Origin of the sequence: Limosilactobacillus oris DSM 4864 (assembly GCF_001434465.1) — a bacterium.
In the GTDB taxonomy this organism is placed as follows: domain Bacteria; phylum Bacillota; class Bacilli; order Lactobacillales; family Lactobacillaceae; genus Limosilactobacillus; species Limosilactobacillus oris.
The window spans coordinates 57,336-80,254 of sequence record NZ_AZGE01000001.1; the positions used below are offsets into that span (position 1 = coordinate 57,336).

The window sequence follows — 22,919 nt, forward strand, 5'->3', positions numbered from 1 at the left end:
GGATTAGGATATAAATTGTTGAAAGGATATCAAAAATAATGAGGTGAAATAAAATGGAAGAAACATTTACTTTGAACAACGGTGTTAAGATGCCAGAAATTGGTCTTGGAACATTTAGAATGTCATCTAGTGCAGCCCAGGGTGCTGTTGAAGCAGCACTGGCTGATGGTTACCACTTAATTGATACTGCCGAAGCCTATTACAACGAAGATGGGGTTGGCCGTGGTATTAAAAATTCTGGTGTCAATCGTGAAGACTTATTTGTCAGCACGAAGCTCTGGACTTCATCATACAATGATCCAGATGCAGTTGATAAGGCGCTGGATCGTCTCGGCCTTGACTACATCGATCTTCTTTTTCTTCACCAACCAACTGGTGATTGGAAAACTGCTTACCGGACTTTAGAAAAAGCTTACGCTGACGGTAAGATTAAGGCCATTGGGATTTCAAACTTTGACCGGAGTGCTTCACTGCTAAAGAGTGCTATGGATTTTGCTGAAGTTAAGCCACAAGTTCTTCAGGCTGAAGCTCACCCTTACTTCCCTCAAACCGAAGCCCGTGAAATTTTGAAGCCTTACGGAACTCGTTTGATGGCTTGGTACCCACTTGGATCAGGTGATCGTAGTCTAATCAATGAACCAATCTTTACTAAGCTTGCAGAAAAGTATGGTAAGTCCAACGTCCAAATTATTCTTCGTTGGCACACTCAAATGGGATTTGTTGTAATTCCAGGATCTACTAACCCTGCACATATTCACGACAACCACGATATCTTTGACTTTAAGTTAACTGATGAAGAAATGGCAGAAATTGCCAAGGTTAACAAAAATAAGCGTTATTACTAATCAATTTGATGTGGAGGAATAGAAATGAAATTAGCAATTTTAGCAGCAAACGGACAAATCGCCCGGATCGTTGAAAATCGTATTCTTAACGAAGATAAATTTAAGGATGTTGAATTGACATTATTCTTACGTAACAGCAGTCGGCTCAGTGACCTAGCTGATAATCCTCGCGTTACGGTTATTGAAGGAGATTTAAATAACCCTGAGGATGTTGAAAAGGCTGTTAAGGGCCAAGATATGGTCTTCAATGCTGTTATTGACCATGATGATGCTGGTCATAATCGACCAACTCATAACATTATTAATGCAATGAAGAAAGATGGCGTTAACCGCCTTATCCTTACCAACTTACTTGGAATTTATGATGAGGTTCCTGGTGAATTTGGTAAGTGGAACCGCGATACTTGCTTCGGTGGAACTGTTCGGGATGATAACGCTGCTGTAGTATCTGACCGTCTAGCAGCCGAATCTGGCTTAGACTACACTACACTTCGTTTACCATGGCTTAACGACCGCGATGAAATTAAGTACACTATTACTCATAAAGATGACGAATTCGTTGGTGTATCTGGTTCACGTCAAAGTATTGCGGACGTTGTTTTGAAGATTGTTGCTGATCCAACATTCGGCAGCAATGATAGTTTAGGAATTGCTGACCCTGATACTCAAGGCAGCAACCGTCCAGTATATTAATATTTATCTTTCTCTCCCAAAAGAATAAATACCCCCTTAATAAAATAGTGAATATTCATTAATACAATAAATTAACGTACAATAACCTTTCATATTCTCAAAAAGGGGCGAAATGGTAGTCGTGAATGACTATCGTTTCGTTCCTTTTATTATTTTTAAATTAATTGAAGAAAAGGCCTTGCGTTGCAGTCGACTTCAAGGTCTATACTTTTGACAGTCAAATTTGGAAGAAAGGAAGAAGCCGAATTGAATAAGATATTCACGTTTTTGGGTAAACCGCGAACAATTAATCATCAAATCGCTAATCGTAAAGTAAGCTGGTTAGAATTGTTCTACGATTTAATTTTTGCGGTTGTTATCGCTAGATTAACTGATAGTTTGTTAGAAAATTTAACGATTACTAGTATTGGGTATTCAGTACTTATATTTGGCTGGTTTATTTGGGGCTGGAATGAGGTATCAGGCTATTTTGATAATCATGGAAATGACTCAATTATTAACGTGCTCATTATTAATACAGAAATGATTCTAACAGGAATTGGGGCACTTTTTATTCCAGAAGCGATTGAGGGTGAGTTTAGCCGAATCAGTATTGTATTAATGCTGATTGAATTATTGATGGCAGCCGTTTGGTTCGGCTTAGCTTATTTTGACCGCATTCACGGTCCCGCATCACGGGTTTGGGGCGCAGTTCATTTGATTTCGTTAGCCATAATGTTGGTGACGTATTTTATTGGCGGTTTTGTTCTAATAATTGGTCTTTGCTTTGGTCTATTACTTAATATTTTTGATGTCGTTGCGGCTAATCCGCGTTTAGCTAGAGAATATGATCAAGCAGAGATGGAACACCAAATTAAAGATTCGATGATTGAACGATATGGGTTGATGACAATGATTGCCCTCGGTGAAATTATTGCTGGTTTATATGAGACAGTTAATAGCCGAATCACTAGTGATACAATTATTCGCTTTATCATCTGTATTATTTTAATTGCCTTGATCGCCGCAATCTATTACCAAGTCCTCGGCACACTCCATATTATTTTATCTTCATCAATTGCAACGATTTTAACTGGCTGGCTCTTTATTCTTGCAATAATGTTCTCGTTTTATATGGGAGTCACGATTCAAATGGTGCTTCGTTATGAAGGAACTGATCGTCAATTGATGGGTAATCTATCTTTTGGATTGAGCTTGATTTTATTTTTGACGATTATTCGCGCAATTGTCTTTATTGGGACAGAAACAGAAGAACAAGTAAATAAAAAATTAATTACTGGTTATTTAATCATTGAAGGAATAATCTTAGTTGGAATTGCATTTGCACCAACACTTTGGTTTTTAAGTGGAACAGTTGTTATTTTGCTAATCATGATTATGCAAGGTCGCTTATTAAATTAAAGTTATTGGAGGATACACATATGAGATATTTATGGTTATTTTTACCCGCAATTGGTTGGGGGATTCTTCCACTTATTGTGATGAAAACAAATAGTAAAGTTGTTAATCAAATTTTTGGGACTGCCGTTGGAACACTAATTATTAGTATTTTTGTAATGATTATTTTACGGCCGTCGTTATCAGTTACTACGTTTATCATGGCTGCTGTAGCGGGGGCAATGTGGATAGTTGGTCAATTAGGACAATACACTGCCTATCAACGAATTGGCGTTTCACAAACAATGCCGATTTCAACAGGCCTTCAGTTGGTCGGTACTTCACTAGTTGGGGTATTTATTTTTGGTGAGTGGGCAACAACAACTGCTCGGATTGCTGGTTTTGTTGGGATTGCCCTTTTGATTGTTGGTGCTGTTTTAACGTCAATTAATGACCACGGAGAAGCAAATAATGTTCATGGTAGCAAAGCAACAACGCTTTTGATGCTTCTCTTAACTACCATCGGTTATATTATTTACAATGCCATTCCACGGGCTTTAACAACTTCCGGAATCGCTATCTTCTTTCCAGAATCTGTTGGGATGGTGATTGGTGTATTGATCTATATCTTTGCTACTCACCGGACTACAGCATTACGTGAACCGGCAAGTTGGCGTAGTTTAATTATTGGGTTTGTCTTCTCAATTGCATCCCTTACTTATATCCTCAGTGTTCGAGATAATGGGGTTAATACAGCTTTTGTTGTTTCACAATTATCCGTTGTTATTTCAACGCTTGGTGGCTTTATTTTCCTTCACGAACGGAAGAGTAAGCGCGGGTATATCTTTACCAGTATTGGTTTAGTATTAATTGTTGTTGGTGCAATTATTACATCAGTCTTTTAAAAAGTTAAACGCCAGATCATGAAAAGCATCCATGGTCTGGCATTTTTTAGTCTGATATCTGTGTCAAAATTTTTGTCATTTCTGATATCAAAGGGGTAACTTTCTGGCGATCATTTTTTAAATAAGTAGCATATAGTTCAATCGCAGAATGGGGATCATTAATTGGAATAAATTTTCTCTTTCTATCAACAATTGCTAATCTTTCATCAAGGTAATTAGTAATATTCGTTTTAAAAATGGGAAAATTTGAATAATGCACTAATTCACGAAGCGCTTCAGGTTGTGCTTGATAAAGAAATTGTGCATTTGAAATATACTGTTTGATTATTTTGCGCCATTCACCAATGTTATCAGAAAGAACAAATTCATGACCATTTAAGTCATTAAAATTGACAGTCGTCCGATGATAAAGCGGGTTGAACTTAGTAATTTTGATTGCTAGTTTCTCCATCCCAATAAATCGTGATTCGATATCAGCATTTTGTATTTCATGGGCACTAAATATTAAAGCATAATTATGGTTATGAAGAAGAGATTCAATGTTATTTGGCAGAATTATTTTCGTTTCAATAACAAGCTGGTTGTCGAGACGTTCAATTATATTTTCTAGTAATAATAATGGCCCTGGTATAGTTCCAGCAATTCGTAAATAGTCATTCTTACTAGCAAAATGTTGGACAGCTTTTTTGAAATCATGTTGCTGTTGTAAAAGGATACGGGCTCGTTGCGCGGTAAATTTACCAGTGGCAGTTAAAGAGAGTTTTTGTGGCTGACGATCAAATAACTTTACGTCCAGTAGAGTTTCTAATTTTTTCAGGCCTCGACTAACAGTTGGTTGTGTAATATTTAATTGCTCGGCAGCGCCAGCAATTGTTCCGGTTTGCGCAAAGGCAACAAGATATTCTAAGAGATAATTATCGATCATGATTCTTTTCCTTTCTTAGCTTGCGTCACACGTAACCTACCATAGTTAAGTAGTAATTTTCAAGTAATCCCAATCCTCTTACAATTAGCAACATAAATTAAATTGTGAGGAGGATACGAAATTGGAAAATCAAACCGATGATTTAGTAAATGATTCTGGTAAATTTGGGATTATTTTACCGATTGTTTTAATTAGTTACTTTTTGATTTTATTAAATAATTCATTAGTATTTACAAGTACTGTTCAAATTAGCCGCGATATGCATATGAATATCATTATGATTGCATGGGTAAGTAATGCCTACGCTTTAACTTTTGGTGGGTTCCTATCATTTGGGGCTCGGCTTGGCGATATTTTAAACCGACGTGCTGTGTTATTAACAGGATTATGGATTTTTACGATAGCGTCATTCTTAGTCGGAATCGCGCCAAACCAAACGATATTAATTGCAATGCGGGCAGTTCAAGGAATTGGTGGAGCATTATTAGCCCCAGCAACATTGGCCTTACTAATGGACTACTATTCTGGTCCAATGTTAACAAGAGCCATCGCTTATTACGGAGCTACTGCTGGTATTGGAACGAGTCTTGGTTTAATCGTTGGTGGAATTATTAGTAGCTATTCAAGTTGGCGAAATGGTTTTTATCTAGATATGGTAATGGGATTAATCTTAATCATCATGTCTTGGCGCTACGTCCATCCAACTGTTGACTATCAAAATAAGTTAACGATTGACTGGTGGGGTACCATCACCTCAATTATTGGCTTTAGTGCTTTGGTTTACAGTATTAATGGAAGTCTATACCGTAGTGCAGCAATTATTGTTACTATTGTTGCATTAATAAGTTTTGTATTGATTGAGGCCCACACAAAGAATCCGCTCATGCCATTAGTTATTTTTAAGGATAATCAACGGGCAAGTGCATTGGTTTCCCGGTTCTTTATGTTGGGTGCCAGTATGTCTTATTTCTTCCTAATGCCTCAAGCACTACAGCGAGTCTTTGGCATTACACCATTGCTAGCTGCCATTGCTTTCTTACCATTAACAGTAATTCAGTTTGGCGTTTCCCTCTTAGTAGCTCGCTTGACTTTCCGTTTCTCCAATGCAGCTGTACTTATTAGTGGGGCAATTATCGATACATTGGGTTTATCATTAGGCGCAATTATTGGCATCCAACAAGGATATTGGTTGGGCGTGGCATTACCAATGGTCTTCATTGGTATTGGTCAGGGATTAATCATGAGTCCATTAACAGTTGCCGGGGTTGCTGATACATCCGGCGATATTGCCGGTGCAGCTTCTGGAGTTGTTAATACCGTGCACCAAATTGGCGGAGCTGTGGGATTATCAATCGTTTCTGAGATGGTTGCCGGAATTGCTTCCCCAGCAACGATGATAGATCATGCTCAGATGTGGATGGTTGTTCTAGCTGTAATTATGTTAATTGCTGGTCTTAATATTTTACGTGGTTCACATAAATAAAGTCCTTGCCTTATAGTCGACTTCAAGGTTTAGAATACCAATATCAAAAAATGGAGGGATGTTTTTATGGAAACACGGACATTAGGAAAAGATTTAACAGTAACAGCAATCGGCCTTGGTTGTATGGGATTTTCTCATGGATATGGTAAGCCAACAGATGTTGATGAAGCTGTGAAGACAATCCGTGCCGCATATGACATGGGTTACCGTTTCTTTGACACTGCTGAGATTTATCAAGGCACGAATCCGGATGGTTCAATTAATTATAACGAAGAATTAGTTGGGAAAGCTCTTCATGATGTGCGTGATCAAGTTGTGATCGCTACAAAATTTGGAATTGCAGCTCATGAAGGAACTGGAATTAAAGTTGACTCAAGTCCAGAAACGATTCGGAAGTCAGTTGAAGGTTCATTAAAGCGCCTTAATACTGACCATATTGACCTTTACTACCAACACCGGATTGATCCAAATGTTGAACCGGAAACAGTTGCCAAGGTTATGCAGGAATTAATGGATGAAGGTAAGATTACGCATTGGGGTATTTCTGAAGCTAATGAAGATTACCTCCGTCGTGCTAATGCAGTTTGCAAGGTAACCGCAGTGCAAAACCGTTATTCAATGATGTACCGGGAATACGAAGATCTTTTCCCAGTACTTGAAGAATTAAATGTTGGCTTAGTTGCATTTTCACCATTAGCAAATGGTTTATTAACTGGTCAAATTAAGCAAAGCAGTTTCTCGGATAAGGATTTACGAAATAAAATGCCACAATTTACGCCAGAAGCCTTAGAAAAGAACAAGGAATTATTAGCATTGCTTGATAAGATTGCTGCAGATCACGATGCTACTCCAGCACAAATTTCCTTGGCATGGATGGTCAACAAGAAACCATACATTGTTCCAATTCCAGGTAGTCGGCACCTTAACCGGATTGAAGATAACTTGAAGGCTGCTCAAATCAAGATGACCCCTGAAGAAGTTGCTCAAATTGATAAGGCACTTGATGCTGTACCAATGTCAGAGGTCTTTGGCGGAACAAAGATTGAAAAATAAGCATTAAAAAGGAACCAAGATTTACTAAGATCAAGGTTCCTTATTTTATTGCTATCTAAGTATTTTGAGTGTAAATACTTGCTCGTTAGTATGGCCCAAAGTTTATGATTTATTTAGAAAAGGAGATGATCAATTAGGAAAATAATTAAAAAATATTCTTGCCTTGGAGTAGACTCCATAGTTTAAACTAGTGTCAATCAATTACGAAAGAAGGAAAAGCAAATGGCAGAAAGTAAAGTAGTCGTAATTACTGGTGCATCTAGCGGAATGGGTGAAGCAACTGCTAAACTCCTCGCTAAGGATGGCGATAAGTTAGTCCTCGGCGCTCGTCGTGAAAATCGTCTTCAAGAAATTGCTAAGGATATCGAAAAACTTGGTGGTGAAGCTGTCTACGCTGCTACTGATGTTACTAACGATGATGAAGTAGAAGCATTAGCTAAGTTAGCCATGGATAAATTTGGTCAGATTGATGTTTGGATTAATTCTGCTGGTATTATGCCTCAATCATTACTTTCACAAAAGAAGGTTAAAGATTGGGATATGATGATTGATATCAATATCAAGGGGACACTTTATGGTATCGGTGCTGCCTTACCATACATGATGAAGCAAAAGAGTGGTCAAATTATCAACATTGCTTCTATTGCTGGTCACATTGTCGGCCCATTGAGCTCAGTATATTCAGGGACTAAGTATGCTGTTCGTGCAATTAGTGAAGGTCTTCGTCAGGAAATGGCCCAAGCCCAATCTAATGTTCGGGTAACTTTGATTTCACCAGGTGCTGTTGATACTGGATTGGTCAACTCGATTACCGATGAAAACGTTAAGAAGGGAACTGAAGAATTCTATAAGAACTTTAGTATTCCAGTTGATCGAATCGCTCAAACCATTAAGCAATCAATGGACCTTCCTGCAGATGCAGCTTGGAATGAAGTTATTATTCGGCCAACTAGCCAACAAATGTAATATAAAGAAAGGAAGTCTTTATAATGGCTAAAAAGCAAACAGCTGGACGGGATAATTTAGGTGACTTTGCACCGAAGTTTGCTGAATTAAATGATGATGTTCTTTTTGGTCAAGTATGGTCGCGGGAAAAAGAATTGAGTCCTCGTGACCGGAGCATGGTCACTGTTTCTGCCTTAATTACCAAGGGAGCATTTGCTCAACTTCCGGCACATATGAAATTGGCTAAAGAACACGGTATTACTAAGGATGAGATTGTTGAAGTAATTACTCAATTAGCCTTTTATGTTGGCTGGCCTAATGCCTGGTCTGCCTTTAATATTGCTAAGGAAATTTGGACAGATTAAATAGTTATAAAAAATATGGCTCAACAGCATATACCAATTGTTGTTGAGCCATATTTTTTAAATAAAGTCTTGCATTAAATTAGAAATTAGATCTTTGACTGAAAGAATTGAATGAATTTCTGAAATTCCGTTCCCTAAAGAAATATAACCTTCCTCTTTACCTTTATACATTCCTATTCTCATCATTCCATGCATTAATTGATCAATTTCTTCACGCGAAGCTCCACTATCACTCATGTTTTTTAACTTTTTTCCAAGGGTTGTTGGTAAGGAGCGATAAAAGTATGGAAGCGTGCGGAAAAGATAAAGATCATCTGAGGTACTATTAACAATACTTTCCTTTATATTGGAAGCAGCACGATTCTCTTTAGTAGCTAAGAAGGCACTTCCAACATAAACCCCTTCAGCTCCAAGAGCAAAAGCAGCTCGCACATGGCGAATATCAGTTATTCCTCCTGCTGCGATTACAGGAATATTAATAGCATCAGAAATAGTTGGTACGATATTAAAAGTTCCAATTACCTGTTTTGGAAGAGTACCTCCTTCGTCAAAGCCAGTTGCAACGATAATATCGGCTCCAGCTTTTTCTGCTTCTCGAACTTCTGCTACGGTAGGATTAAGAGGACGATAAATAATTTTTATATTATTTTCTTTAAGAGGAGTAATAAGCTCTGGTTTTAAAATTCCTGGAACACCATTAATCATTACTACAGGTACGTGCTCTGTAATAGCAATATTAACCAAAGCTTGCGTATCCTTAGCGTTCATTGTGATAACTAAAACCATGCCAAAGGGTTTATTTGTTAACTCCTTAGTTTTAATAACTTCTTGATGCATCCTATTAACAATTTCATTAGAATCTCTGGTTGGGTTCTCTTGACCAGCGTTTGGACCTAATATTCCTAATCCACCTGCATTAGAGACAGCTGCAACGAATTTAGCATCGGTTAGCCAATTCATAGGACCTTGAATGATGGGAAACTTAATATTTAAAATTTGTGTAACTTTATTTTTCATAATAACTCCTTATTTTTTATATATCGATTCCAATAATAAATGATTGTTCATTATTGTCAAGCGAGTTAAAAGAAAATGGGTGAGGAGTAGAAATTATTTCTATTCATCATCCATAAGCTATTACTTTTTCAAACCAGTAATTAACATATCGATAATTTCCTCTATCGATATGTTTTTTTGATTATACGCTTCATTCTTAAGATCTTTTAAGTAACCAATAATACAATGGAAAATTAGAAAGCTTGTAGCATAAGGATCAATGTCCCTAAATTCACCATTTGTAATACCTTCCTCAATTAGTTTGTACCATCTTTTTGTAATATTTTGAGGTTCAATTTTTTCTTTAAAAAATTCAATACGACGATGACTAGAAACGATGGTATCGATAAGTAAAAGCTGATCAGGAAATTGTTTTCCAAATTGATAGATATTATACATAAATGAAGTGAGTTTAATAACCGCTGTTCCATGCTTCGAGATATTTTCATTAATATAATCACTAAAAAACTTAATTCTATCTATATAAGTTTGATAAATAAGGTCATCTTTATCTTTAAAGTATATGTATATTGTCCCGACAGAAATACCGGACTGTTTAGCAACCCTGCTGATTGAGAGATTTTCCATTCCTTGATTAATGATTAAACTATTTGTACTATCTAATATTTTTTTCTTTTTATTAAAATCTTTAACTTGCATATATATATTTTAGCTTTAAAAATATATATTTTCAAAATTAAAAATATATTCATTTTTGAAAAAGGGGGGGATGGGAGATGAAACTCAATATTTTTAATTTGCCTTGAAGTCGACTGTAAGGTCTACACTATTACCAAATAAATTGAGGATAGTGAGTTAATGATGACAAAATATAAAAAGTTATTTGAACCAGTTACTTTTAGCAATGGAGTTAAAGCACAAAATCGCTTTATGCTTGCTCCAATGTGTGATGATTCAGCAGAAAATGGACAAGTAACAGACCAGCAACTGGAATATATGAAAAGCCGTGCAGCTAATGTAGGGATTGCAGTTACCGGTTATGCCTATGTTAATGATTCCGGTGACCAAGTTCCAGGACAACTTAGCGTGGCTCATGATGAAGACATCAATGGCTTAGCAAAATTAGCCACGGTAATGAAGGCTGGGGGTGCGAAAGCTATTTTGCAACTTTCGCATGCAGGCCGCGGTGCTGGTGGATCAGTAGCAAAGGGCTATCGAGTATATGCACCAAGTAAGTTGCCATTTCCTTGGCTTGATTATGATGTTGACGAAATGACGACGGCTGATATTGAGCAAGTAATTAATGATTATGTCCAAGCAACTAAACGAGCGATTGCCGCTGGGTTTGATGGGATTGAAGTCCATAATTGTAACCATGATTTGCTTCAACAATTTTTCTCTGCTAGCGCCAACCACCGAACTGATGAATGGGGTGGTTCACGTGAAAAGAGAATGGCATTACCATTGGCTATTCAACGTGCAGTTAAAAAAGTAATTGCTGAATCAGGAAACGCTAACTTTATCCTAGGATGGCGTATTAGTCCACAAGAAAAGCATGGTGATGAAATTGGCTATGATGTTGATGATATGTTTGCCCAAACTAAAAAGGTCGCTGAACTTGGAATTGATTATTTAAACATCTCATTGAATTTATCGGCAGACTATTCTAATAGTGTGCGACCTAGTTATGACGTCAAAGTAAAGGGCACTAATAAGAGTTTTCCTGAATATTATCGGGCTGCATTACGCGGATATTGTCCAATTTATATCGGAAGTAATGTTTTAACAGCTGATGATGCATTGGCGGCTGTAACTGATGCCGAAGGGGTATATGTTGGTCGTGAATTATTAATGGATCCTGATTTTGTTCAAAAGATTGCGGAAGACCGACCAGAAGAAATTGTTAATACGACTACAATTGAAAAGCTTAAAGCTGTTGGACTACCTGATGGATTCGTAGATAACTATGCAGATAAAGATGGGTCAACACGAGTAGTTTCATATCGTAATGGGATTCCATTACCAGGTTTAGATTAATCGATATTTTTAATAATTGATAGAAGAGGTGAATGTAAAAATGCTCCAATTTCCAACTCAACTACAAAAAATTCCTAGTCGATATTTACAGAAAAATAATGATAAACCAGGAAAACTTGTTAGTTTTAACTACGATACCTATGAATCATTTAGCTATCAACAGAAGAGCCAAAAATTGACAAAACGTGCTATTGTATACCTCCCTTACAACTACTCTTCCGATAATAAATACAATGTTTTCTATTTAATGCATGGAGGTTGGAGTGACGAAACTACTTATTTAGGTACTCCTGACGATCCTCATCCATTAAAAAATATTTTGGATAATGCGATTGCAGAAGGAAAGATTACTCCCATGATTGTGGTATGCCCAACTTATAACAATCTAAGCGTTCAAGATAGTAGTGATTATGGGTTGGCGTTGCAGTTAACTGATAATTACCACAATGAACTTGCTGATGACCTCCTTCCAGCGATTGAAAATGAATTTAGTACTTATGCTGAAAATGTTACAGAACAAGGCTTGATTGATTCTCGAGATCATCGTGCATTCTGTGGCTTTTCAATGGGTTCAGTAACTACTTGGCATGTTTTTCAATACTGCTTAAGGTATTTCCGCTACTTTTTCCCGTCTAGTGGTGCTTTAACCGCAAACGCCGAGCTTCTTGCAAAATTTGTTGAAAAGCAAGGGTATCGTTCCTTTGATTTCTATATTTTTGCGGCTTCAGGGACGGCGGATTTTGCTTATTCGGGGTTTACTGCCCAAATTCAAGCAATGGCATCCTATAAAGAGATGTTTAAATTTGCGGGAAACGAAAAAGACGGCAACTTATATTATCTTGTTGCCCCTGGTGGAACACATAGTCCGGAAAATGCCCTTGAAGATTTTTACAATTGTTTAATTCAATTATGGAAGGAGAATTAAAATGGCTCAATTTACCCTTAACTCAACAGTCAATGATGTAGAAAATTATTTTGGGAATGCTGGCCGATTACTATTTCCAGTGGATCGTCCATTTAATCCAAATGAAACGTTAGCGCAAATTAGTAACAGCGCTCACTACATTTGGTATTCAAATATTAAGGCAAATAAAACAGTAGAAGTTTTAAATTATTTGGCAGCAGAACAAAAGAAGCACCAAATCTTTTACCCGATCTATTCTGAAGATGAAATCGCAGCTCATCCGAGTCAAGCTAATACTGGCCTTTATTTCTTTCGTGGAAAAGAAGGAGCACCATTTGCAATTAATAATGCGGGTGGTGGCTTTGCATATGTAGCAGCAATGCAGGATAGTTTCCCTCATGCTTTAGAGATTAGTAAGTATGGCTACAATGCATTTGCATTAATCTATCGGCCAACGAATCCGTATGAAGATTTGGCCCAAGCAATTTGCTTTATTGAGGATCATGCCACAGAACTAGGAGTGAATCCACGTCATTATTCGTTATGGGGAGGATCTGCTGGAGCGCGAATGGCAGCCGAACTCGGAAATAAAGAAGTGCTTTATCAATTAACTGGTCGCTCAGATATTCCACAAGCTGATGCAGTTATTATGCAGTATACCGGCTTTAGTAGGGTATCCTCGGCTGACGCTCCTACTTATGTTAGCGTTGGTGATAATGATTGGATTGCTAATTGGCGAACTATGAAACAACGTCTCTTTTATTTGGAGCAACTTGGAATTCCAACTGAATTTCATGTTTATTCTGGACTTAACCACGGTTTTGGACTAGGTGAAGGAACGGTTGCAGAAGGTTGGATTAATGACGCCATCAATTTCTGGGAAGTTAATATATCTGATTAAAATATAATGAAAAAATTTAAAAAAGGTATTGCCTTGAAGTCAGCTTTAAGGTCTATACTACTCACAATCTCAAATATAAATTTAGGAAGTGAGTAATGATGCGAATGCAGAACCGATGGATTATTTCCATCTTAACAACAGTAGTTACCGTTTTAGCAATGATTATTGGCTTTGGACAAACTCGTCAAGTTCAAGCTGCCTCAAATAATCGAACATTGATTATTTACTTCTCAATGTCCGGTACAACTAAAGAAGCAGCTGAACAAATTCAACGTGATACTGGCGCTGATATTGTCCGATTGCAACGTGCGAAAGCTTATCCTAAGGGGTACGACAATTATGCACGGGTAGCTGATCGTGAACGCCGTCGAAACATTCACCCAGCAATTAAGCGTAATATTCCTAACTTAAATCGATATGACACGATTTTAATTGGTTTCCCAACATGGTGGCAACAACCGCCAATGGTAATCCACTCCTTATTTGATACTTATGACTTCCGTGGTAAGACGATAATTCCATTTACTACCAGCATGAGTACCCCAATGAAAGATTCAATGCCAACGATGCGTCGGTTAGCGAAGGCTGATGGAGCAACAATCAAGTCGGGCTTCCGCTATGATAATAACAACGCTCAGTTACGGCGGTTCTTACAACGTAATGGTCTCCTACAAAATAATAACTAGAAAGTAGGGAAGACCAATGCTTGCTAGACTCTTAAAAATAGTACTTACTGTTGGAGGTGTTTTAGGATTAATGATTTTAATTAATTCCAATCATGCTGAAGCGGCTTCTCGAACAGAAATGATTCGGTATCAGACTGAATATCAAGGTCGTCAATATAATAAGCAGGCTTTAGTTTATCTCCCAACAGACTATACCGATACAAAAAAATATAATGTTGTTTATTTGTTGCATGGATCAACGGAAAGTAGTCAAGATTTCTTTCGCAATGGACGATTTAAACGCTTATTAGATCGGTTAAATCAAAATGGACGCTTAAAAGATACGATTGTTGTATTCCCTACCTATTATCCATCGAGACGTTTTGTTACTTCAAATTATTATCGCGATAATCGTTTAAATCGCGCATTTGCTCAAAATGAATTAGTTAATGATCTTATTCCAGCTGTCGAAGGTCACTATAGTACTTATGCCAATGGGACAAGTAAAACAGAATTAAGAAATTCACGAAAACACCGTGCATTTGGCGGTTTTTCAATGGGAAGCATCACTACTTGGTATGTTTTTGAATATCAATTGCCATACTTTAGTACTTATCTTCCAATGGCTGGTGATAGTTGGACAATTACTGATGACGGTGGTGCTGCCGCAAGTACGCGAACTGCACAACGTCTTGCAAAGACAGTGCAGGATAATCCAAATATGAAATTTAAGATTTTAGCTGGTGTTGGTGCTGATGATGGAACGTCTGGATCAATGACACCGCAGATCAATGCAATGCGCCGCTTATCAGAATTCGATAAGCAAAACTTAAAGTATTATCAAGCGCCAAATGGGACCCATAGTCCGCAAACAATTGCGCAAATTTTTAATCACTATGCGAACCAAATCTTTAATTAAAGAAAGAAGGAGTCAAATCATGAAGAAATTTTGGTCAGTTATTACTGTGATCGTAACTGTATTTGCTGCGGTAGCTAGCTTTGCAGTTAATTCAAACAGTAGTGCACAAGCTGCTAGCAACAACAAGAAAGTATTAGTTGTTTATTTCTCACGAACTCAAGGTGTTTACGGTGGCAGGTTGAAGCGTGGAAATACTGCCCGGGTAGCAGATTTTATTCAACAAAAAACTAACGCTGATACTTATGAAATTGTTCCGAAGAAGGCTTACCCAAAGAGCTATGATCGAACTACTCAAGTGGCTCAACGTGAACAAAATCAAAATGCTCGTCCCGCAATTAAGGGCAAGTTACCAGATGTAAGTAAGTACGATACTGTCTTCATTGGTGGCCCAATTTGGTGGGGTGAATATCCAATGGTTGTTCGGACCTTCCTTGATAAGGAAAGTGGCTTGAACGGAAAGACATTAATTCCATTTACTACTAACGAAGGTTCAGGATTAGGAAATACTCGCCAAGTCTTGAAGAAGCAATTCCCTAAGTCAAAGGTTCGCCAAGGATTTACTGCTACTGGAAATACGGTTAAGAACAATCCTAACCGTGTACGGAGTCAAGTAAATAGTTGGTTAGACGACTTGGGCTACTAGTACTAGGCAGGAGTAAAAGATGAAAAAAAGCCGTCGAATTTACCTAGCTTTAACGTGGTTAGTACTAATAATTTCACCGTTTCCGTTAATTATTATCTTAAATCGCGGTTTAATTGATACCCCTGGACACTTACTAGCATATGACTTGGGAGTTGTTGCTTACGTCTGGTGGCTAATGATTATTTTGATGTCAACGCGTCCTCATTGGCTAATACAACAAATTGGCATGCCCGCATTATACGCCATCCATGGGGCATTAGGTGTAATGGCATTAATTGCTGCAACAATTCATCGATTTACATCTTTTTCCATGTTTCCGTTAATTAAGCAAACAGGAAATATTGCTTGGTATTTGGAAATCTTTTTATTAGCTTATGCTGTTCTCTTTTTATCAGGCTGGCTAGTAGATCGCTTGCGTAATTTAAATCGGCTAAAGGTGTGGATTGAACGTCATTTGTTAAATCACCAAGTAACAATGTGGATTCATCGATTGAACTTTGTCGTCATTGCTTTGATTTGGGTTCATGTACATGTAATTCCGCGACTTGGCGTGGTTCCTGGATTTCGGTTAACTTTCGATATTTATACCGGACTAACAGTTATTTTCTATTGCTGGTGGAAGTTAAAAATTGGTCGTTATCATTCAGCGGCAAAAGTAAAAAATAATGTTTCGCTTGGTCCATCGATGCAAGAGTTAACGCTGCAATTTGAAAATAATAATGAAAGTTACCAAGCTGGTGATTTTTACTTCTTATCATTCAGAAATGCAAAAGGAATCTCTAAAGAACCGCATCCATTTTCTGTTGCATCGGCGCCACGGAATAAGCCGAATGAAGTTAGTTTTATGATTCATAGTCTAGGAGACTTTACGCAAAAAATAGCCAATGTTCCAGTAGGGACGGAAGTAAAATTAGAAGGACCTTTTGGCTTATTTAACCGTGAAGTAAAAAATAGTCAAGATCCTCTTATCTTATACGGCCTTGGGTCAGGGGTTGCACCATTAATTAGTTTGGCGCAACAGTATGCAGGATTAAAACAGTTACATCTTATCTGGTCAGGACCACAAGTAAATAATCCTTATTATCAAAAAATACTTACTGATTTAAGAAAGAAAGGCGTAAAGGTAGATGCACAAGTTCATCGCTTTACACCAAAGGATTTAATTCAAGTTATTAGTAGTAATGAATTAAAAAATGCTAATGTAATTATCGTTGGCTCTGCAGCACGGATTCTTTACGTACGTCGAAAATTACGGAAACTTGGCTTTGAAAAAAATCGGTTAATGGATGAACGGATGACAATGTGATAAAACCTTGTCGTCACAATGATAGTTATAAATAAGCGCCAATCATTCGGAACTTCGGATGATTGGCGCTTATTTGGTGTGCACATGTAGATAGTAGATACAAGTTAAAGAAAGAAGCGATTAAATGAGAAGAAAGAATGATTCGTTCTTTTCGCAAGATATTGTTTTAGTTATGGTTGCTACATTTTTATTTCAGTTTAGTGTGATGTCAGTCAACCCATTGATTAATGGTTATGCGAAAAGTTTAGGTGCTAGTAGTGCATTTGCAGGAATTATTGTTGGAATAATGAGTATCACCTCAATGTTTCTACGACCGATTGCCGGTAACTTGACTGATCAAGTTTCAAAGTTTCGATTGACGCTTATTGGAGGAATTTTGTGTACAATTGGTAATATTGGTTACATTATTACGCCAAAAGCGGGATTACTACTCTTATTTCGGCTAATTAATGGAACAGGGTTCGTCTTTTGTACCGTCTGCATGGCTACATGGTTAGCTTTTCTTGTGCCCCGTAATCATGTTGGAGAAGCCATGGGATATTATGGCCTGTTAAATGCAACCTCAATGGCACTAGCACCAGCATTAGCAATTAGTCTTTACCAAGTGATTGGCTATAAGGCGATGCTTAGTATTTCAACTGTTGCTGTTATTTTAATGGTTATTGCGATTCAGTTTATTGGTAACCGCGCTCAACCAGTAACAACTATAAAAAAGACAAATCACTTTAAAATCCTTCAACGTGATGCCTTACCTGTAGCAGTAATCGTCTCGTTGTTCTCTATCCCCTATTTTGCAACGCAAGCTGATATTGTAGAATATGTTGCACAACGCGGATTACATGTTACCATTAGTCTTTATTTTCTGATTTATGCAATTGTTTTGTTTATTATTCGGATTTCGCTAAAAAATTATTTCGATACTGTTAGGTTTGGGATCTGGTTTGGTATTTGTACTATCGCAACAGTAGTTTACATTATTTTTTTAACAATTATGAATAACAATTTCGAAATGGCAATTGCAGCAGGGATGATGGCGCTTGGCTATGGGATAATGTTTTCAATTTGTCAGTCAACATCACTCTTGCTTGCACCAATTGAAGAGCAAGGCCTTGCCAGCTCGACTTTTTATCTTGGCCTTGATATTGGCATGGCATTAGGCCCTATTCTGGGTGGCTTAATTAGTAATATTTTCTCAATTCGTTGGTATTATCCAATAATGCTTATTTTAATTCCAATTATCTTATTGGTTTTCATCTTGAATCGTCAAAAATTAAATAGTGCAGTTGATCAAAACTAAAATCATATAAAATATTATTTTTTCTAAAAAACACTTGCCTTACAGCAAACTTTAAGGTTTATAGTACCTACATAATATCAATGAAAATCAATGCAAAATTTAAGGAGGAAGGGAAATGATAGTAAATTAATTAATTGGACTTAGTGTTTTATTTATACTGCTTTTAATCATGAGTACAGGTACGACAAATAGACGTTAGGAAGTGAACATAATGGCGCTTTTTAAACGAAATGTACAAATTACAGCTAAAATTGATGGTCAACCGATTCAGGCACCTCAATTAGGAATGCCGGCACTTCAATGGCGAAATGGCTATGGGGTTCCTTCGGATGGAAAAGATACTAATAGTCAAAATAAGCCAACTCGGCGATTAACAAAAGACGCAAAAGAGATTATTATTTATTTTTCACGATCTGGAAGTACCGAGTTATTAGCCGCCAAATTGGCTAAACTTACCGGAGCTGATATTCTAGAAATTGTAGTTGATGAACCATATTCAGGAAATTATCGACAAACGTTATCAAGAGCAAATTTTGAACGCCAAACTGAATCTTATCCAGAGTTAAAAATGTCGGTACCAGATTTAAGTCAATATGACCGTGTCTATTTAGGATATCCGATTTGGGCAATGACATTATCACATCCAATGACTTCCTTCCTGCTTGATTATGGAAATTTATTGAATCAAAAACAAATTGTTCCTTTTATGTCTGAAGGTGGTTATGGACAGGGAAATAGTGTTCAGCGAATTTCACAGATTCTCCGCTAAAAAGGAGTACAAGCTACTGTGTATTCTCGCCCATTAGTAGTGGATGGTAATAAGGTTGACCGTTCTGATTATCAAATTGAACGGTGGTTAAAAAGTTTAAATTAATATCTTGCCTTAAAGTTAACTGCAGGGTTTATAGTAGTAGCAAAGTTTAGATAAGGGGGACGAAATAATGTCAAAAGTATTAATAGCGACTTATTCCTGGTCAGGACGAACTGAAAGTGTTGCGCAAAAATTAAAACAGATAATTGATGACGCTGATATGTATAAAATAGAGGCACCTGATAATACTTTCGATCAAGATATGTATAAGACTGATGAAATTGCGACAGCACAAATTAACAATAACCAATATCCTGATTTAGTTAATGAAATGCCAAACACCGACCAATATGATCTTATTTTAGTTGGTAGTCCTGTATGGCGAGGGGCACCAGCAACTCCAGTTCACACCTTCCTTGAAAAAATCCAAAATTATTCTGGTAAAGTAGCATCTTTTTATACTGATGCCGGAATGGCAAATGGATATGAAGAAACATTTAAGCAATGGGCTGGTAAACTAAATGTGCTCCCTGCACATGAAGGATCAAATAATTTAGCAACATGGCTTAAAGAATTGAATTAAAGGAGTAAAACAATGAACATTCAACAAGTAGCGGAGAAACTATCTATTTCTACCGATACAATTCGTCGTTGGGAACGTCTCGGAATGATTCCACCTGTTACACGCGATAGTGACGGGTTAAGAACCTTTACTGATGCGGATGTTCGATGGGTTAAATACGCTAAACTACTAAATATGATGAATGTTTCTCCTGATTTTCAAATCGAATATGTCAAGTTAGCAATGTTAGGTAAAAAAGCTATTCCTGCCCGGCAATCTTTACTTCAGGAGCAGTTGAACCAATTAAAGGAAGACCATCAATGCTTAACTGATTGCATCAACGAGATGGAAAAGATGGTTGAGAAAGAAGAACTTGCTTGATGTGTTAGAATTAAAGAAGGTACAGGAGGAATGTAAATGAACATCAAAGAAGTAAGTGAACGATTGGATATTCCAAAAGAAACCTTACGATATTGGGAAAATAGCGGATTGATTCCAGAGGTCCCGCGGAATGCCAGTGGTTACCGCAACTATACAGAAAATGAAATTAAGTGGGCGCTGTTTATTAAGGCAATGCGTAATGCGGGAATGTCAGTTGAATCATTGATTGACTTTGTTGGATTATATCGTGAACATAGTGATAGTCGCGATGCCCAAAAGTCACTAGTCAAGGAACAGTATGATATTTTACTGGCTAAACGGAATGAACTTGATAAGACTTTAAATTACCTATCTTATAAGCTTGATCACTTTGAAGATCACGTGATGCCATTCTTAGATGAAGAAGAATACTATGAGCTAAAGAAGAAAAAGATGCTGGATGAAGATGAATAAAGATATTACTAAACCATGCTCCCGTTATTATAATCCGGGAGCGTGGTTTTGTTTTTTATGGGGCATTGAATAATTCAACGAGGGCAGATAGAAGTTCACTGTATTCGGGATTATTAAATTTATCCTTGTTTTTCTTTTCACAGTTTGGTAGCCTATACTAATCTCATTGCAAAGGATTGGATTATGTATGGCTAACACCATGATTAAAATAGACCTGAAATGTCAATTTAAATTAGAAAAAAGGTGAAAGTTGTTCTTCTGTGACATGACTCAAGAATACTTCTAATGGTGTACGATAATTAAGAGATTTTCGTGGGATATTGTTGCGACAATGCATTAGCTGAGTGACTAGTTCGTCTGGTAAATCGCGAAAATCTAGCTTTTTACTAAGACCATCACGACGCAAGAGGCCGTTATTATTTTCGTTTAACCCTCGTTGATTGGGAGCACCGACTTCCGCAAAATAGGTGTGAAGATCATACTTATTGGCTATTTCTCGCCATCCAGCAAATTCTTTTCCGTTATCAAAAGTAATTGATTTAACAAAGTGACGTGGCAGTTTAGCGAGCCATTGATCAAGCTGGCAATTCACTGCTTCGTCTGTTTTATGATGAATATTAAGGACAATCATTACTTTGGATTGTCGCTCTACTTTACCACGATGTTCCACATAGCCATTGGGATGGCGTTTTCCTTTCATCGGTAGCTGTTTAACGGAAAAGCCATACTGATTGCGGGCAAACATGCGATAAAGGGTGCGCATACTGCAGCTAATTGGGTGTTCATGACGACCAATAATAGTATCAGGAGTCCAACCTGCCTTGATTTGCGCATGGATATAGTTAACTTCGATAGTTGGCAGTTGGGTCTGCTTCCGACCACAACGACGCTTATGTCGCTGATAAGTCTGAAGATATTGGTCGATGGTTTTACCGTCGTTGAGGAAACGATAAACACGATAGATGGTTTCTTGACTACGCTGAAGTAATTTAGCAGCCCGATAAGCTTTAGTACCTTGATACCAAAAATCAGCTATGAGAGTTAATTCACGTGTGGTAAGATGTTTATAGGTCATTTGTGATTGTCTTTCTTTTGATTAGGGATATTCAAAAGTCTATCACAAATGGCTTTTTATTTTTTCTAACTTAATTTTACAAATGACGAAAAAAAACATGCTTAAACTACATACTAGCTAAATTTTTGCTTGCCTTATAGTCGACTTCAAGGTTTATAGTAAGAACTGTTAAGTTGATACAATGCAAAAAACATTAAAGGAGCGGATATAAATGAAAGCAGCCGTATTTATGGAACCAGAAAAAGTTGAAATTCACGATGTTCCTAAGCCAACAATTGATGGTGACAACCAAGCCATCATTCGAGTAGTCCGGGCGAGTGTCTGTGGCTCTGATTTATGGTGGTATCGGGGAATTGCCAAACGGCAAGCAAATTCCTTAGTCGGCCATGAAGCCATCGGAGTGGTCGAAAGTGTTAGCGATGATGTTGATCAGATCAAGCCAGGTGACTTTGTAATCGTACCGTTTACTCATGGTTGTGGTCACTGTGTTGCTTGTGTGAATGGCTTCGAAGGTAACTGTCTAAACCAGAAACCAGGGACAAATGGCGGTTACCAAGCAGAATTTATGAAGTACGAACCAGCCAACTCCGGCTTAGTTAAAATTCCGGGTACTCCAGCAGATTATACTGCTGACCAATTAGCCTCCTTACAGACCCTTTCTGATGTTATGGCTACTGGCTTCCATGCCGCTAAGAGTGCTGAAGTAAAGGAAGGCGACACGGTTGCGGTGATTGGTGACGGTGCTGTTGGCCTGTGTGGGGTGATTGGTGCCAAGCTCTTAGGCGCCGAAAAGATCATCTTGCTTAGCCACCATGAGGATCGGGCGGCATTAGGTAGAGAATTTGGTGCAACTGATATTGTGGCGACAAAAGGCGACCAAGCAGTGCAGGATGTTCTGGCATTGACCAAGGAGAATGCCGGTGCTGACGCTGTGCTGGAATGTGTTGGTGCCACTAGCGCGATTGACCAAGCTGGTCAGATTGCCCGTCCTGGTGCCGTCATCGGCCGGGTTGGTGTTCCGCAAACTGAACCAAAGTCCAACCAACTCTTCTGGAAGAACGTTGGTCTCCGCGGGGGAATTGCCTCCGTTACTAAGCCAGATAAGGAAGTCCTATTACAGGCAGTCCTCGATGGTAAAATTAATCCTGGTAAGGTCTTTACGAAGAGCTTCTCATTGGATAACATCCAAGACGCATACCAGGCAATGGACAAGCGTGAAGCAATCAAGTCATTATTGATTGTTAGTAAATAAACCAATGGGGCGTAATTAAGATTAATAATGAAGAGGAGGGAAATTTCCGTCCTCTTTTTCATTATCTAGCTTTATAATAGGAAGGAAACAAAATTGGAGGTGCCT

General features: G+C 37.8%; 25 protein-coding genes. 21 read left to right on the top strand and 4 right to left on the bottom strand.

Features of this window, described 5'->3' with window-relative positions:
- The first annotated feature begins 53 nt into the window (after nucleotides 1–53).
- The 4 genes from FC49_RS00295 (at nucleotide 54) to FC49_RS00310 (ending at nucleotide 3,820) form a co-directional block, all read left to right on the top strand.
- The gene (locus FC49_RS00295; protein ID WP_056983686.1) at nucleotides 54–845 is read left to right on the top strand and encodes an aldo/keto reductase; all 792 of its coding nucleotides are present in this window, start codon (nucleotides 54–56) and stop codon (nucleotides 843–845) included.
- Between the two features lie 24 nt (nucleotides 846–869).
- Entirely contained in the window at nucleotides 870–1,538 is a 669-nt protein-coding gene (locus FC49_RS00300; protein WP_056983687.1) for an NAD(P)H-binding protein, read from the top strand.
- Between the two features lie 246 nt (nucleotides 1,539–1,784).
- Nucleotides 1,785–2,939, top strand: coding sequence for a low temperature requirement protein A (locus tag FC49_RS09680; protein WP_156402448.1), 1,155 nt, complete (start codon nucleotides 1,785–1,787; stop codon nucleotides 2,937–2,939).
- Nucleotides 2,940–2,959: 20 nt separating this feature from the next.
- Nucleotides 2,960–3,820 (top strand): GRP family sugar transporter, encoded by an 861-nt coding sequence (locus FC49_RS00310; RefSeq protein ID WP_056983689.1) that lies wholly within the window; start codon nucleotides 2,960–2,962, stop codon nucleotides 3,818–3,820.
- A gap of 46 nt (nucleotides 3,821–3,866) precedes the next feature.
- On the opposite strand, the gene FC49_RS00315 is transcribed toward FC49_RS00310, so the two are convergent.
- Nucleotides 3,867–4,745 (bottom strand): LysR family transcriptional regulator, encoded by an 879-nt coding sequence (locus tag FC49_RS00315; RefSeq protein WP_056983691.1) that lies wholly within the window; start codon nucleotides 4,743–4,745, stop codon nucleotides 3,867–3,869.
- Nucleotides 4,746–4,866: 121 nt separating this feature from the next.
- On the opposite strand from FC49_RS00315, the gene FC49_RS00320 reads away from it, so the two are divergent.
- From FC49_RS00320 to FC49_RS00335, 4 genes are all read left to right on the top strand, one after another.
- Nucleotides 4,867–6,228, top strand: a complete 1,362-nt coding sequence (locus FC49_RS00320) for an MFS transporter (RefSeq protein ID WP_056983693.1) — start codon at nucleotides 4,867–4,869, stop codon at nucleotides 6,226–6,228.
- A 66-nt stretch (nucleotides 6,229–6,294) separates the two neighbouring features.
- Entirely contained in the window at nucleotides 6,295–7,281 is a 987-nt protein-coding gene (locus tag FC49_RS00325; protein ID WP_056983695.1) for an aldo/keto reductase, read from the top strand.
- A gap of 222 nt (nucleotides 7,282–7,503) precedes the next feature.
- Nucleotides 7,504–8,247: an SDR family oxidoreductase gene (locus FC49_RS00330; RefSeq protein ID WP_056983697.1), complete on the top strand. Its 744-nt coding sequence runs from the start codon at nucleotides 7,504–7,506 to the stop codon at nucleotides 8,245–8,247.
- Nucleotides 8,248–8,270: 23 nt separating this feature from the next.
- Nucleotides 8,271–8,591: a carboxymuconolactone decarboxylase family protein gene (locus FC49_RS00335; RefSeq protein WP_056983699.1), complete on the top strand. Its 321-nt coding sequence runs from the start codon at nucleotides 8,271–8,273 to the stop codon at nucleotides 8,589–8,591.
- Nucleotides 8,592–8,648: 57 nt separating this feature from the next.
- Here the strand turns inward: FC49_RS00335 and FC49_RS00340 are convergent, their stop codons facing one another.
- Together FC49_RS00340 and FC49_RS00345 are read right to left on the bottom strand one after the other, a co-directional pair.
- Nucleotides 8,649–9,608 carry an NAD(P)H-dependent flavin oxidoreductase gene (locus FC49_RS00340; RefSeq protein WP_056983702.1) on the bottom strand — a complete coding sequence of 320 codons (960 nt, stop codon included), beginning with the start codon at nucleotides 9,606–9,608 and terminating at the stop codon, nucleotides 8,649–8,651.
- Nucleotides 9,609–9,728: 120 nt separating this feature from the next.
- Nucleotides 9,729–10,307, bottom strand: coding sequence for a TetR/AcrR family transcriptional regulator (locus FC49_RS00345; protein ID WP_056983704.1), 579 nt, complete (start codon nucleotides 10,305–10,307; stop codon nucleotides 9,729–9,731).
- A gap of 159 nt (nucleotides 10,308–10,466) precedes the next feature.
- Here FC49_RS00345 and FC49_RS00350 point away from each other — a divergent pair, with 159 nt between their 5' ends.
- From FC49_RS00350 to FC49_RS00405, 12 genes are all read left to right on the top strand, one after another.
- Nucleotides 10,467–11,645: an oxidoreductase gene (locus FC49_RS00350; protein WP_056983706.1), complete on the top strand. Its 1,179-nt coding sequence runs from the start codon at nucleotides 10,467–10,469 to the stop codon at nucleotides 11,643–11,645.
- 40 nt (nucleotides 11,646–11,685) lie between these two features.
- Nucleotides 11,686–12,570, top strand: a complete 885-nt coding sequence (locus tag FC49_RS00355; protein WP_056983708.1) for an alpha/beta hydrolase — start codon at nucleotides 11,686–11,688, stop codon at nucleotides 12,568–12,570.
- Between the two features lies 1 nt (nucleotide 12,571).
- Nucleotides 12,572–13,450, top strand: a complete 879-nt coding sequence (locus FC49_RS00360; RefSeq protein WP_056983710.1) for an alpha/beta hydrolase — start codon at nucleotides 12,572–12,574, stop codon at nucleotides 13,448–13,450.
- A 95-nt stretch (nucleotides 13,451–13,545) separates the two neighbouring features.
- The gene (locus FC49_RS00365; protein ID WP_156402449.1) at nucleotides 13,546–14,136 is read left to right on the top strand and encodes a flavodoxin; all 591 of its coding nucleotides are present in this window, start codon (nucleotides 13,546–13,548) and stop codon (nucleotides 14,134–14,136) included.
- 70 nt (nucleotides 14,137–14,206) lie between these two features.
- Complete coding sequence (locus tag FC49_RS09685; protein ID WP_162253469.1) at nucleotides 14,207–15,034, top strand: alpha/beta hydrolase; 828 nt, start codon at nucleotides 14,207–14,209, stop codon at nucleotides 15,032–15,034.
- Nucleotides 15,035–15,053: 19 nt separating this feature from the next.
- Nucleotides 15,054–15,677: a flavodoxin gene (locus FC49_RS00375; protein ID WP_056983716.1), complete on the top strand. Its 624-nt coding sequence runs from the start codon at nucleotides 15,054–15,056 to the stop codon at nucleotides 15,675–15,677.
- 19 nt (nucleotides 15,678–15,696) lie between these two features.
- Nucleotides 15,697–16,983: a ferric reductase-like transmembrane domain-containing protein gene (locus FC49_RS00380; RefSeq protein ID WP_056983718.1), complete on the top strand. Its 1,287-nt coding sequence runs from the start codon at nucleotides 15,697–15,699 to the stop codon at nucleotides 16,981–16,983.
- A 124-nt stretch (nucleotides 16,984–17,107) separates the two neighbouring features.
- Complete coding sequence (locus FC49_RS00385) at nucleotides 17,108–18,280, top strand: MFS transporter (protein WP_056983720.1); 1,173 nt, start codon at nucleotides 17,108–17,110, stop codon at nucleotides 18,278–18,280.
- Between the two features lie 211 nt (nucleotides 18,281–18,491).
- Entirely contained in the window at nucleotides 18,492–19,049 is a 558-nt protein-coding gene (locus FC49_RS00390; protein ID WP_235804855.1) for a flavodoxin, read from the top strand.
- A gap of 172 nt (nucleotides 19,050–19,221) precedes the next feature.
- Nucleotides 19,222–19,674, top strand: a complete 453-nt coding sequence (locus FC49_RS00395) for a flavodoxin family protein (RefSeq protein ID WP_056983723.1) — start codon at nucleotides 19,222–19,224, stop codon at nucleotides 19,672–19,674.
- Nucleotides 19,675–19,686: 12 nt separating this feature from the next.
- Complete coding sequence (locus tag FC49_RS00400) at nucleotides 19,687–20,034, top strand: MerR family transcriptional regulator (protein WP_056983725.1); 348 nt, start codon at nucleotides 19,687–19,689, stop codon at nucleotides 20,032–20,034.
- Between the two features lie 36 nt (nucleotides 20,035–20,070).
- The gene (locus FC49_RS00405) at nucleotides 20,071–20,487 is read left to right on the top strand and encodes a MerR family transcriptional regulator (RefSeq protein ID WP_003714929.1); all 417 of its coding nucleotides are present in this window, start codon (nucleotides 20,071–20,073) and stop codon (nucleotides 20,485–20,487) included.
- Nucleotides 20,488–20,719: 232 nt separating this feature from the next.
- On the opposite strand, the gene FC49_RS00410 is transcribed toward FC49_RS00405, so the two are convergent.
- Nucleotides 20,720–21,562: an IS30 family transposase gene (locus FC49_RS00410; RefSeq protein ID WP_003713796.1), complete on the bottom strand. Its 843-nt coding sequence runs from the start codon at nucleotides 21,560–21,562 to the stop codon at nucleotides 20,720–20,722.
- 211 nt (nucleotides 21,563–21,773) lie between these two features.
- On the opposite strand from FC49_RS00410, the gene FC49_RS00415 reads away from it, so the two are divergent.
- Entirely contained in the window at nucleotides 21,774–22,814 is a 1,041-nt protein-coding gene (locus FC49_RS00415) for an alcohol dehydrogenase catalytic domain-containing protein (protein ID WP_003713822.1), read from the top strand.
- Nucleotides 22,815–22,919: the final 105 nt, after the last annotated feature.